Annotated in this window: 9 protein-coding genes; 8 read left to right on the forward strand and 1 reads right to left on the reverse strand. The window is 61.4% G+C overall.

Going from position 1 to position 12,477, the window contains the following annotated elements; translation table 11 throughout:
* Window positions 1–92 precede the first annotated feature (92 nt).
* From mreC to tldD, 7 genes are all read left to right on the forward strand, one after another.
* The gene (mreC, locus tag ACIO0C_RS16000) at window positions 93–1,214 is read left to right on the forward strand and encodes a rod shape-determining protein MreC (protein WP_401313795.1); all 1,122 of its coding nucleotides are present in this window, start codon (window positions 93–95) and stop codon (window positions 1,212–1,214) included.
* Window positions 1,214–1,705 carry a rod shape-determining protein MreD gene (mreD, locus tag ACIO0C_RS16005; protein ID WP_008054347.1) on the forward strand — a complete coding sequence of 164 codons (492 nt, stop codon included), beginning with the start codon at window positions 1,214–1,216 and terminating at the stop codon, window positions 1,703–1,705. Before mreC ends, mreD begins: the two co-directional genes overlap by 1 nt.
* 32 nt (window positions 1,706–1,737) lie before the next feature.
* On the forward strand, window positions 1,738–2,334 hold the full coding sequence (locus tag ACIO0C_RS16010) for a Maf family protein (protein WP_401313642.1): 597 nt from the start codon (window positions 1,738–1,740) through the stop codon (window positions 2,332–2,334).
* Window positions 2,335–2,382: 48 nt separating this feature from the next.
* Complete coding sequence (gene rng, locus ACIO0C_RS16015; RefSeq protein ID WP_272604624.1) at window positions 2,383–3,840, forward strand: ribonuclease G; 1,458 nt, start codon at window positions 2,383–2,385, stop codon at window positions 3,838–3,840.
* Between the two features lie 75 nt (window positions 3,841–3,915).
* Window positions 3,916–7,719, forward strand: a complete 3,804-nt coding sequence (locus ACIO0C_RS16020) for a YhdP family protein (RefSeq protein ID WP_401313644.1) — start codon at window positions 3,916–3,918, stop codon at window positions 7,717–7,719.
* Window positions 7,720–7,913: 194 nt separating this feature from the next.
* Window positions 7,914–8,762: a carbon-nitrogen hydrolase family protein gene (locus ACIO0C_RS16025; RefSeq protein WP_401313646.1), complete on the forward strand. Its 849-nt coding sequence runs from the start codon at window positions 7,914–7,916 to the stop codon at window positions 8,760–8,762.
* Between the two features lie 18 nt (window positions 8,763–8,780).
* Window positions 8,781–10,223 carry a metalloprotease TldD gene (gene tldD, locus ACIO0C_RS16030; protein WP_401313648.1) on the forward strand — a complete coding sequence of 481 codons (1,443 nt, stop codon included), beginning with the start codon at window positions 8,781–8,783 and terminating at the stop codon, window positions 10,221–10,223.
* A gap of 90 nt (window positions 10,224–10,313) precedes the next feature.
* On the opposite strand, the gene yjgA is transcribed toward tldD, so the two are convergent.
* Window positions 10,314–10,838, reverse strand: coding sequence for a ribosome biogenesis factor YjgA (gene yjgA, locus ACIO0C_RS16035; RefSeq protein WP_008054354.1), 525 nt, complete (start codon window positions 10,836–10,838; stop codon window positions 10,314–10,316).
* Window positions 10,839–10,946: 108 nt separating this feature from the next.
* On the opposite strand from yjgA, the gene pmbA reads away from it, so the two are divergent.
* A complete protein-coding gene (pmbA, locus tag ACIO0C_RS16040; protein WP_401313650.1) occupies window positions 10,947–12,293 on the forward strand; it encodes a metalloprotease PmbA in 1,347 nt (448 codons plus the stop codon).
* Window positions 12,294–12,477 lie beyond the last annotated feature (184 nt).

Raw genomic sequence — 12,477 nt, forward strand, 5'->3', positions numbered from 1 at the left:
GCTGCCTGTTCGCGTTTATCTTCTGTCGTCTGCATCCAGGCCGGTTTGATGCCGTATGAATAAAGAGAACATTTGCCTGGGAGGAGCGGCTTATTAAACCGCTTTTCACCAAGGGTCCCTCACTGGGCGTGCGCTTGTTGGTGCTGGTCGTGCTATCGGTCGCGCTGATGGTGGTCGATGCCCGCTTCACACTGCTCAAGCCAGTGCGTAGCCAGATGTCGCTGGCGCTGATGCAGTCTTACTGGATCACCGACCTGCCGCAGCGGCTATGGCAGGGTGTGGCCAGCCAGTTTGGCAGCCGCACCGAACTGGTCGCCGAAAACGAAAAGCTCAAGAGCGAAAACCTGCTGTTGCAGGGGCGTATGCAAAAGCTTGCCTCCCTCACCGAACAGAACGTTCGGCTGCGCGAGTTGCTCAACTCGTCGGCGCTGGTCAACGAAAAGGTCGAGGTGGCCGAATTGATCGGCATGGACCCCAACCCGTTCACCCATCGCATCATCATCAACAAGGGTGAGCGCGACGGCGTGGTGCTTGGTCAGCCGGTACTCGATGCCCGTGGCCTGATGGGCCAGGTGGTCGAGTTGATGCCCTACACCTCCCGGGTCCTGCTGCTGACCGATTCCACCCATAGCATTCCGGTGCAGGTCAACCGCAACGGCCTGCGCGCCATTGCCAGCGGCACCGGCAACCCGGAGCGCCTTGAACTGCGCCACGTGGCCGATACCGCCGATATCAAGGAAGGCGACCTGTTGGTCAGTTCCGGCCTCGGCCAGCGCTTCCCGGCGGGTTACCCGGTGGCGACGGTCAAGGAAGTGATCCACGATTCCGGTCAGCCGTTCGCCATTGTTCGCGCCGTTCCGACAGCCGCCTTGAACCGCAGCCGATACCTGCTGCTGGTGTTCAGCGACACCCGCACGGCCGAAGAGCGCGCCAACGATGCGGCTCAGGCTCAGGAAAGCCTGGATGCGCAGGGCGGTGGGCCGATCATTCCGGCAACCGTGCCGAGGCCGGCAGTTGTACCGGCGGCTGTTGCGGCTCCCGCTGCTCCGGCGACTCCAACAGCGGCCGCGCCGGCTGCCACGACCCCGGCCAAGCCTGCCGCCAAACCTACCGCGACGGCACCCGCCAAGCCACCGGCGGCGCAACCCGCTGTCGTCAAGCCTGCTGCCAAACCGCCAGTCTCCGCGCCGGCTACCACTGGGGGACGAGAATAATGGTCGGTGTTACAGCTTCCCGAAACGGCTGGATCGTCTGGCTGACTTTCGCCGTCGGCATGTTGCTCAGCGTATCGCCGCTGCCGCAATTCATGGAAATCCTGCGCCCGCTTTGGCTGGCCTTGCTGCTGGCGTTCTGGGCGCTGGCACTGCCGCAGAAAGTCGGGATGGTCACCGCCTGGTGCCTGGGCCTGGCCGAGGACGTGCTGTACGGCACGCTGCTGGGGCAGAATGCATTGATCTTGACGCTCATCACCTACCTGGTGCTGGCGCTGCAGCAACGCCTGCGAATGTTCCCGATGTGGCAGCAGAGCCTGGTGATCCTGGTGATCTTCGGCCTCGCCCAGCTGGTACAGCTCTGGCTCAGTGCCCTGACCGGCAATCGTCAGCCAACCCTGGCGCTGGTATTGCCGGCACTGGTCAGCGCGTTGCTCTGGCCTTGGGTCAGCTTCGGTTTGCGCGGATTGCGTCGACGCTACAAAATCAATTAATTCGCTCAGGCATTAGACAGGGAGAGGTCTTGATGAAACGGTTGTACCTCGCCTCTGGCTCTCCGCGTCGGCGTGAACTGCTCACGCAGATCGGCGTGCCGTTCACCGCCATCAGTGCGGATATCGATGAAACCCCTTTGATGCATGAATCCTCTTCGGCCTATGTCGAGCGCCTGGCGCGCGGCAAAGCCGAGGCCGGACGCGGCGCCGTCTCGTCTGAAGCAGCCTGCTGCGTGCTCGGTGCAGATACCGCCGTGGTGCTCGACGGAAAAATTCTTGGCAAACCGGTTGATGAAGACGATGCGTGCGCCATGCTGAAGATGTTGTCGGGGCGTGAGCATCAGGTTCTGACCGCGATTGCGCTGCTTGACGGTGAGCGTTGCGAATCTTTGGTGGTCACCAGTCACGTACGTTTTCGTGAAATCAGCCCTGAAGAAGCGGCGGCCTACTGGGCCAGCGGCGAACCCCGGGACAAGGCCGGTGGCTATGGCATTCAAGGATTGGGCGCGGTGTTTGTCGCCGGGCTCACTGGAAGTTACTCGGCGGTGGTTGGACTGCCGCTGTGCGAAACCGCGCAACTGCTCGGCCATTTCGGCATACCCTGTTGGCAACCCAATAACGCGCACTAAGCGTCGTAACCGGCCATTATCGTGAACATGCCTGAACGAGACCCTGCCATGAGTGAAGAGATCCTGATCAACATCACGCCGATGGAATCGCGCGTGGCGGTGGTCGAAAACGGTGTCCTGCAAGAAGTTCATGTCGAGCGCACGCAAAAGCGCGGGATCGTCGGCAATATCTACAAAGGCAAGGTCGTGCGGGTACTGCCCGGCATGCAGGCGGCGTTCGTCGATATCGGCCTGGACCGCGCCGCGTTCATTCATGCGTCGGAAATCTCCTTGCGTGAAGGTCCGGCGGTCGAGAGCATCAGTGCGCTGGTGCACGAAGGCCAGAGCCTGGTGGTGCAAGTCACCAAGGACCCGATCGGCTCCAAAGGTGCGCGCCTGACGACGCAGCTGTCGATCCCTTCGCGTTACCTGGTGTACATGCCACGCACCGCTCACGTCGGTATTTCGTTGAAAATCGAAGACGAAGCCGAGCGCGAACGCCTCAAGCAAGTGGTCACCGATTGCGTGGCCAAAGAAGGCATCAAGGAAGCGGGCGGGTTCATCCTGCGCACGGCGGCCGAAGGCGCCGGGGCCGATGAAATCCTTATGGACATCCGCTATCTGCGCAGGCTATGGGACCAGATCAGCGAGCAGATCAAAACCATCAGCGCGCCGAGTGTGATCTATGAAGATCTCGGCCTGGCGTTGCGCACGCTACGGGATCTGGTGAGCCCGAAGATCGAGAAAATCCGCATCGACTCCCGGGAAACCTTCCAGAAAACCACGCAGTTCGTCGCCGAATTGATGCCGGAGATCGCCGATCGTCTGGAACATTATCCGGGCGAGCGACCGATTTTCGACCTGTACGGTGTCGAGGATGAAATCCAGAAGGCGCTCGAGCGCAAGGTCCCGTTGAAGTCCGGCGGTTACCTGGTGGTCGACCCGGCGGAAGCCATGAGCACCATTGACGTCAATACCGGTGCGTTCGTCGGGCATCGCAACCTTGAAGAAACCATCTTCAAGACCAACCTCGAAGCCGCCACCGCCATTGCCCGTCAGCTGAGGCTGCGCAACCTGGGCGGGATCATCATCATCGACTTCATCGACATGGAAGACGAAGAACACCAGCGCCAGGTACTTCGCACGCTCGAGAAGCAACTGGAGCGCGACCACGCCAAGACCAACATCATCGGTATCACCGAGTTGGGTCTGGTGCAGATGACCCGCAAGCGCACCCGAGAAAGCCTCGAACAGGTCCTGTGCGAGCCGTGCACCAGTTGCCAGGGGCGTGGCAAGCTGAAGACTCCCGAAACCATTTGCTACGAAATCTTCCGCGAAATCCTGCGTGAGGCTCGCGCCTATCAAGCGGAAGGCTATCGTGTATTGGCGAACCAGCGAGTCGTCGACCGCCTGCTCGATGAAGAGTCGGGTAACGTCGCTGAACTTGAAGGGTTTATCGGGCGCACCATCAGGTTCCAGGTCGAAACCATGTATTCCCAGGAACAATACGACGTCGTGCTGCTCTGAACTGCTACGTCCTGAATTTTCCTGAACGGCTGGCCTCAGCTTTCTGCAGAACTTTTGCCATGGGAGCCAACTGACATGGAGCGTCTGACACGCATATTGGCCGCACTGACCCGCTGGGGTCTGGGCCTGTGCGCGTTGGTTTTGGTGGTGATGGCGTTGTACGTCAGCCTTGGCCGGGAACTGGCGCCGTTGGTGGCTGAGTACCGTGCCGAAGTCGAAACCAAGGCCAGCGAAGCCTTGGGCATGCCCCTGCAAATCGGCGAGTTGAAAGGCAGCTGGAGTGGCTTCGCGCCCATCTTGTCGGCTCACGACGTGACCGTGGGCGAGGGGGCTAACGCTCTGCACCTGGAAAACGTACGGGCTGTCCCGGACGTGTGGGCCAGTCTGTTGGCTCGTGACGTACGTATCGCCAATCTGGAACTCAATGGCCTGAAGATCAGCCTCAAGCAAGGCGATGACGGCGCGTGGGCGCTGGAAGGTTTGCCGGTCAAGGACGATCAGCCCCTCGACCCGGAGCAGTTGCTCAATCGCATGCAAATGATCCAGCAGCTGTCGGTACTCGACAGCCAGGTCACTTTGCAGCCCTGGGGAGAATCGCCGCTGACCCTGACATACGTCGGCGCGACGCTGAACACCGGTCCATCCCGCCAGCGATTCGATGCCCGCTTGACCCTGCCCGATGGCCAGCCATTGGCCTTGAGTGTGCGTACCCGTATTCGTGCCAGCCAGTGGAAGGACGGCGAAGCGCAAGTCTATGTGAGCTTGCCGCAAAGCGACTGGTCGAAATGGTTGCCCGAAACCCTGACCCAGCAATGGAATTTCTCCGAGTTCAAGGCCGGTGGCGAGCTGTGGGCAACCTGGGGCAAGGGTGCCTTGCAAAGTGCCGCCGTGCGTTTGAATGCCCCGCAATTGAAGGGGGCTTATGCCGAGCGCAAGCCGGTCCAGATCAACAACCTGGCGCTGAACGGTTATTTCCAGCGCAGCGCCGAGGGCATGCTGGTAACGGTTGACTCCCTGGCCATGAACTTTGGCGAGACCCGTTGGGAGTCGCGTCTGCAATTCAAGCAGACCGAGGCTTCGGACCGCACGCAGAATCTCTGGCATCTGCAAGCCGACCGTCTCGACCTGACACCACTCACGCCCTTGCTCAATGCCCTGGCGCCATTGCCGGACGGCGTCGCCACGGTGGTCGAGCGGCTCAAGGTCACCGGGGGACTGCGCAACGTACTGATCGACGTGAAGCCCAATGCCACCGACGACAGCCGGTTCAGCTTCGCGGCCAACCTTGATCGCGTGGGCTTTGACGCGTATCACGGTGCACCCGCGGCGCGCAATGTCACGGGCAGTATCAGCGGGGACCTTGGCCGTGGCGAGTTGCGCATGGACAGTAAGGATTTCATGTTGCACCTGGACCCGATTTTCGCCAAACCATGGCAATACATCCAGGCCAACGCGACCTTGACCTGGAAGCTCGACAAGGAAAGTTTCACCTTGATCGCACCGTACCTGAAGGTACTGGGCGAGGAAGGCAAGATTGCCGGCGACTTCCTTATCCGCCTGTTTTTCGATGAGACACAGGAAGACTACATGGACTTGCGGGTCGGTCTGGTGGACGGCGACGGTCGCTACACCGCCAAATACCTGCCGACCGTCCTCAGCCCGGCGCTGGACGAATGGCTGCGCACGGCGATTCTCAAAGGTGCGGTGGATCAGGGGTTTTTCCAGTACCAAGGCTCCTTGAACCATGGCGCGCAGGAAACAGCCCGCAGCATCAGCCTGTTTTTCAAGGTCCACGATGCCGAGCTGGCGTTTCAGCCTGGCTGGCCGCATGTCAGCAAGGTCACGGGTGACGTGTTCGTCGAAGACAGTGGCGTGCGGATCCTGGCCAGCAAGGGGCAATTGCTCGACACCCAGGTCCGCGACATCTACGTCAATATTCCCCACGTGCCTGCCGGGCACAACAGTCACCTGTTTCTCGATGGCGCGTTCGCCGGCGGATTGGGCGACGGTCTGAAAATTCTCAAGGAAGCGCCGATCGGCACAGCCGAGACTTTCGCTGGCTGGGAAGGCGAGGGCGATCTGCAAGGCAAGCTGAAGCTTGATATCCCGCTGGCCAAGGGCGAACAGCCGAAGATCCTGGTTGATTTCAAGGCGGCAAAGGCCCGCCTGAAACTGCCCGAGCCCCCCCTCGAGCTGACTCAGCTCAAGGGTGACTTCCGTTTCGACAGCAGCAAAGGGTTGAGCGGGCAGAACATCAGTGCACGCGCCTTCGATAAACTTGTGACTGCGCAGATTTTCGCCGATGGTCGCGAGGGTAAGCTCAATACCCGGGTCACCGCTTCCGGGCAGGTCGAAGTCAAGAAACTCACGGACTGGCTGAGCGTGACCCAGCCGTTGCCGGTGAGCGGCGTGATCCCGTATCAACTGCAACTGACCCTGGATGGCGCCGATAGCCAATTGATGGTCAATTCCAATCTCAAGGGCGTAACGGTTGATTTGCCGGCGCCCTTCGGGAAGGCTGCCGACGCGGGGCGCGATACGACGTTCCGCATGACCTTGCAGGGTCCGGAGCGGCGCTACTGGGTGAACTACGGTGAATTGGCGAACTTCACGTTTGCCGCGCCGACCGGCAATTTTGCCAACGGCCGCGGCGAATTGTTCCTCGGCAATGGCAATGCCGTGCTGCCCGGGGCCAAGGGCCTGCGCATTCGCGGCGTGCTGTCGGAACTGGATGTCGGCCCCTGGCAGGATCTGGTGAACAAGTATGCCGGCCAAGACCCCGGCGGCAATGCCAAGCAGTTGCTCAGTGGTGCGGACATCAAGGTCGGCAAGCTCAGCGCCTTCGGCACCACGCTTGACCAGGCAGCGGTGCAGTTGACGCGCAAACCGTCCGCATGGGCCTTGCAACTCGACAGCCAGCAGGTCAAGGGCACTGCCAGCATCCCCGATGCCAAGGCCGCGCCGATGGTGATCAACCTGCAAACCGTGCGGCTGCCGGCACCTGACCCAAAGGTCCTGGCCGACGAAAACTCGCCGGATCCACTGGCCTCGGTAGACCCGAAAAATATCCCAGCGCTGGATATCACTATCAATCAGTTGTACCAGGGCAACGATCTGGTCGGCGCCTGGTCGTTGAAGGTGCGTCCGACCGCCAAGGGCATTGCGCTCAACTCGCTGGACCTGGGCCTCAAGGGCATCCTGTTACAAGGCAGCGGCGGTTGGGAAGGGGCGCCCGGCGCCAGCACCAGCTGGTACAAGGGACGGATCAGCGGCAAGAACCTGGCGGATGTACTCAAGGGCTGGGGCTTTGCGCCGAGCGTCACCAGCCAGGCGTTTCACATGGATGTCGACGGCCGCTGGCCCGGCTCGCCTGCATGGCTGGCGACCAAGCGTTTCTCCGGCACCCTCGATGCGTCGCTCAAGGAAGGCCAGTTTGTCGAGGTTGAAGGCAGTGCCCAGGCGTTGCGGGTGTTCGGCCTGCTCAACTTCAACTCCATTGGCCGCCGCTTGCGCCTGGACTTCTCCGATCTGTTCGGCAAAGGCATGAGCTATGACCGGGTCAAGGGCCTGCTGGTGGCGACCAACGGCGTGTACGTGACCCGCGAGCCAATCCGCCTGACTGGCCCGTCTAGCACCATCGAGCTCGATGGCACCCTGAACATGGTGGCCGATCAGATTGATGCGAAACTGCTGGTGACCTTGCCGGTGACCAACAACCTGCCCATTGCCGCGCTGATTGTCGGTGCACCGGCGATCGGCGGGGCGCTGTTCCTGATCGACAAGTTGATCGGTGACCGTGTGTCACGCTTTGCCAGCGTGAAGTACAACGTCAAGGGGCCGTGGAAAGAACCGAAAATCACCTTCGACAAGGCTTTTTGACGCCATCCTCCAAACCTATGGAGTAGCATGGCGCTAGGTGCTCCAACGCTTATCTCTGTAGGAGCCAGCGGTGCGGCGGTCCGACTTGCCGGCGAACCAGGCGCCGCGGTGTATCAGCACGACCGCGTCATCGTTTTTCGCGGGAAAGCCACGCTCCTACAGGTGTGTGTTGAATTCCAGACTAAGGAAAGGCCATGTCTGTAGCGGTAATTCAAATGGTCAGCCAGAGCGATGTGCTGGCAAATCTGGGCCGGGCGCGTCAGTTGCTCGAACAAGCCGCCGCGGGCGGTGCGAAATTGGCCGTGCTGCCGGAAAACTTCGCCGCCATGGGCCGGCGCGACATCGCCGACATCGGCCGCGCCGAGGCACTGGGCGAAGGCCCGATCCTGCCCTGGTTGAAACAGGCGGCCCGCGACCTCAAGTTATGGATAGTGGCCGGCACCTTGCCGTTGCCGCCGGTGGATCAACCGACGGCCAAGGTGCACGCCTGTTCGTTGCTGGTCGATGATCAGGGCGAAACGGTCGCTCGCTACGACAAGCTGCACTTGTTTGACGTGGACGTGGCGGACAATCGCGGCCGTTATCGCGAATCCGATGACTATGCTTATGGCAGTGGCGTGGTGGTCGCGGACACACCGGTCGGGCGAGTCGGCCTGACGGTCTGCTACGACCTGCGCTTCCCGGAGCTCTACAGTGAGTTACGTGCTGCCGGCGCGGAACTGATTACCTCACCGTCGGCTTTTACCGCTGTGACCGGCGCCGCCCACTGGGACGTGCTGATTCGTGCACGAGCCATCGAAACCCAGTGTTATGTGCTCGCGGCCGCCCAGGGTGGAACGCATCCAGGGCCACGGGAAACCTGGGGCCATGCGGCAATTGTCGACCCATGGGGGCGGGTGTTGGCGCAACAGGATCAAGGCGAGGCCGTGCTGCTGGCCGAACGCGATAGCAGCGAACAGGCGTCCATCCGGGCGCGGATGCCGGTGTCCAGTCACCGGCGCTTTTTCTCGCAGGGCGCCCAGCGGCCTGCCTCAGAACGATGAATTTAAGGCGTAAAGCATATGAGCGAGTTGTTGTCCTCAGTCAGTGAACACCTCCTGGCACCCGGTGGCGTAACGATCGAAAGCCTGCAAGGTGTGCTTGGCGACTTGGCCGGCCCCGGTATCGATGCCGCCGACCTGTATTTCCAGGGGCAGATTTCCGAGTCCTGGGCGCTGGAAGACGGCATCGTCAAGGAAGGCAGCTTCAATCTCGACCAAGGGGTTGGCGTTCGCGCGCAATCCGGTGAGAAGACCGGGTTTGCCTACAGCAATGCCATCACCCTGGAAGCCTTGGGCGCGGCGGCACGGGCCGCCCGTTCGATCTCCCGGGCCGGGCAGAATGGCACCGTGCAAGCATTCACCACCCAGGATGTGGCGCAGTTGTACGGGCCGGATAACCCTCTGGAAGTGCTGACCCGCGCCGAGAAAGTCGATCTGCTCAAGCGCATCGATGCCGCCACGCGCGCCCTCGACCCGCGTATCCAGCAAGTCACCGTGAGCATGGCCGGTGTCTGGGAGCGGATTCTGGTGGCGTCCACCGATGGTGGCCTGGCGGCGGATGTACGGCCATTGGTGCGCTTCAACGTCAGTGTGATTGTCGAGCAGAACGGCCGTCGCGAGCGCGGCGGCCACGGCGGTGGCGGGCGTACCGATTACCGTTATTTCCTTGCGCAAGACCGCGCCATGGACTATGCCCGTGAAGCGTTGCGCCAGGCACTGGTCAATCTGGAAGCCATTGCGGCGCCGGCCGGTACCTTGCCGGTAGTACTGGGTTCCGGCTGGTCGGGCGTGCTGCTGCACGAAGCGGTAGGCCACGGCTTGGAAGGCGACTTCAACCGCAAAGGCAGCTCGGCTTACAGCGGGCGCATGGGTGAGATGGTCGCGTCCAAGCTGTGCACCATCGTCGATGACGGTACCCTGGCCGGTCGCCGTGGCTCCTTGAGCGTCGATGACGAAGGTACGCCGACCGAGTGCACCACGCTGATCGAAAACGGCGTACTCAAAGGCTACATGCAGGACAAGCTCAACGCCCGCCTGATGGGTGTGGCCCGCACCGGTAACGGCCGTCGCGAATCCTACGCGCACCTGCCGATGCCGCGCATGACCAATACCTACATGCTCGCCGGCGAAAGCGACCCGGCGGAAATCATCGCGTCAGTGAAGCGTGGCATCTACTGCGCCAACCTCGGCGGCGGTCAGGTGGACATCACCAGCGGCAAGTTCGTGTTCTCCACCAGCGAGGCGTACCTGATCGAAGACGGCAAGATCACCGCCCCGGTCAAAGGCGCGACGTTGATCGGCAACGGCCCGGAGGCCATGAGCAAGGTGTCGATGGTCGGCAACGACCTGGCACTGGACAGCGGCGTGGGGACGTGTGGCAAGGACGGGCAGTCGGTGCCGGTGGGTGTCGGCCAGCCAACGCTGAAGATTGATGCGATCACCGTGGGTGGCACGGGCGCATAAGATGACAGATGCAGGAGCTGCCGCAGGCTGCGATCTTTTGATCTTGAAAGATCTCAGCCTGCGGCAGCACCTACAGGGGATGGACGTTACTTAACGCAGACCGCGTTGAGTCTCGTCCAGTTCACGGATGTACTTGAAGATTTTACGGCTCGAAGCAGGAGGCTTGTTTTGCGCAACCTCGTGCTGGGCCTGACGGATCAGGGAGCGCAATTGCTGGCGGTCCGCGTCCGGGTAGTCGACGACGAACTTTTCCAGTACGGCATCGTCGCCGGCGATCAGGCGATCGCGCCAACGTTCCAGGTTATGGAAGCGTTCGTTGTACTGGCGAGTGGAGGCATCGAGTTGATCGAGCAAGACCAGAATGGCGTCAGTGTCCTGATCGCGCATCAGTTTGCCGATGAACTGAAGGTGCCGTTTACGCGCGATGTTCGCGGTGTGCTTGGGCGCATCGGCCAGGGCCCGGCGCAAGGCGTCGGTCAACGGCAGTTTTGCCAGCAAGTCAGGCTTGAGTGTTGTAAGGCGCTCGCCAAGGTCAACCAGAGCATGCAGCTCGCGTTTGACCTGGGATTTGCTTTTTTCTCCCGTATCGAGGGAGTCGTCGTAAGAATCAACCATGGTGGCCGTCCGCAAAGAAACGCCGCCATGATAACCAGTCGGGGGCCGCTTGTCCGGCCCGGTCGCTCGATGACCGTTACCGAAAGCAGAATTTGAGTGGAGAACAGCATGAGTGCAGTTGAAAGCGTCGGCCCACAAGCGTTGCCGGCACTGCAGGAACAGGTCGAGCAGATCATCGCTGAAGCCAAGCGACAGGGCGCCAGTGCCTGTGAAGTAGCGGTGTCCCTGGAGCAAGGCCTGTCGACCACGGTTCGCCAGCGTGAAGTCGAAACCGTCGAATTCAACCGCGACCAGGGTTTTGGCATCACCTTGTACGTCGGTCAGCGCAAGGGCTCGGCCAGCACCTCGGCCAGTGGGCCGGAGGCGATTCGTGAAACCGTTGCCGCTGCCTTGGCTATCGCCAAGCACACTTCGGAAGACGAAGCCTCGGGCCTGGCAGATGCCGCGCTGATGGCCAGCGATGTGCAGGACTTCGACCTGTTCCACCAATGGGACATCTCCCCGGAGCAAGCGATCGAGCAGGCGCTGGCCTGTGAGGCCGCGGCGTTTGCCGCCGACAGCCGGATCAAGAACGCCGATGGCACCACCCTGAGCACGCATCAGGGCTGCCGCGTCTACGGCAACAGCCACGGGTTTGTTGGCGGTTATGCGTCGACCCGGCACAGCTTGAGTTGCGTGATGATCGCCGAGGCCGATGGCCAGATGCAGCGCGATTACTGGTACGACGTGAACCGCCAGGGCAATCTGCTGGCTGACCCGGTGAGCATCGGCCAACGTGCTGCGCAACGGGCAGCGAGCCGCCTGGGCGCGCGTCCGGTGCCGACCTGCGAAGTGCCGGTGCTGTTTTCCGCGGAACTGGCCGGCGGCTTGTTCGGAAGCTTCCTGTCGGCGATTTCCGGTGGCAGCTTGTACCGTAAATCCTCCTTCCTCGAAGGCACGCTGGGTCAGAAGTTGTTCCCGCAATGGCTGACCATCGACGAACGTCCGCACCTGATGCGAGCCCTGGGCAGCGCGGCGTTCGATGGCGATGGCCTGGCCACGTACGCCAAACCGTTCGTCGAAAAAGGCGAGCTGGTGTCCTACATTCTCGGCACCTACTCAGGTCGCAAGCTTGGCATGCCTAGCACCGCCAATGCGGGTGGTGTGCACAACCTGTTCGTCACCCATGGCGATGAGGACCAGGCTGCCTTGCTGCGTCGCATGGGGCGCGGTCTGCTGGTCACCGAATTGATGGGCCAGGGCCTGAACATGGTCACCGGTGATTACTCCCGTGGCGCGGCGGGTTACTGGGTCGAGAACGGTGAAATCCAGTTCGCGGTTCAGGAAGTGACCATCGCCGGCAACATGCGTGACATGTTCAAGCAGATCGTAGCTGTGGGTAACGACCTGGAATTGCGCAGCAACATTCGCACGGGCTCGGTGTTGATTGAGCGGATGACGGTGGCGGGTAGCTAAGCCTCGCCGTTACACCCAAAGGCGCGCCACCCATTGGGTGGCGCGCCTTTTTTTTAGATCAAAAGATCGCAGCCTTCGCCAGCCCCCACATGGATCACCTGTAGGCGCTGGCGAAGGTTGCGATCTTTTGAGCTTGTTTTGGTTATCATTATCATTTAATAATAAATCTCATTACCGAATGAGC

Source organism: Pseudomonas sp. NPDC087336 (genome assembly GCF_044744285.1).
GTDB lineage: Bacteria > Pseudomonadota > Gammaproteobacteria > Pseudomonadales > Pseudomonadaceae > Aquipseudomonas.

What these genes read in the sequence shown, in the direction of transcription:
- ACIO0C_RS16025 (WP_401313646.1), top strand. Translation starts at nt 7,914, where the DNA reads ATGTCTGTAGCGGTAATTCAAATGGTCAGCCAGAGCGATGTGCTGGCA.
- rng (WP_272604624.1), top strand. Translation starts at nt 2,383, where the DNA reads ATGAGTGAAGAGATCCTGATCAACATCACGCCGATGGAATCGCGCGTG.
- ACIO0C_RS16020 (WP_401313644.1), top strand. Translation starts at nt 3,916, where the DNA reads ATGGAGCGTCTGACACGCATATTGGCCGCACTGACCCGCTGGGGTCTG.
- yjgA (WP_008054354.1), bottom strand. Translation starts at nt 10,838, where the DNA reads ATGGTTGATTCTTACGACGACTCCCTCGATACGGGAGAAAAAAGCAAA.
- pmbA (WP_401313650.1), top strand. Translation starts at nt 10,947, where the DNA reads ATGAGTGCAGTTGAAAGCGTCGGCCCACAAGCGTTGCCGGCACTGCAG.
- mreD (WP_008054347.1), top strand. Translation starts at nt 1,214, where the DNA reads ATGGTCGGTGTTACAGCTTCCCGAAACGGCTGGATCGTCTGGCTGACT.
- tldD (WP_401313648.1), top strand. Translation starts at nt 8,781, where the DNA reads ATGAGCGAGTTGTTGTCCTCAGTCAGTGAACACCTCCTGGCACCCGGT.
- ACIO0C_RS16010 (WP_401313642.1), top strand. Translation starts at nt 1,738, where the DNA reads ATGAAACGGTTGTACCTCGCCTCTGGCTCTCCGCGTCGGCGTGAACTG.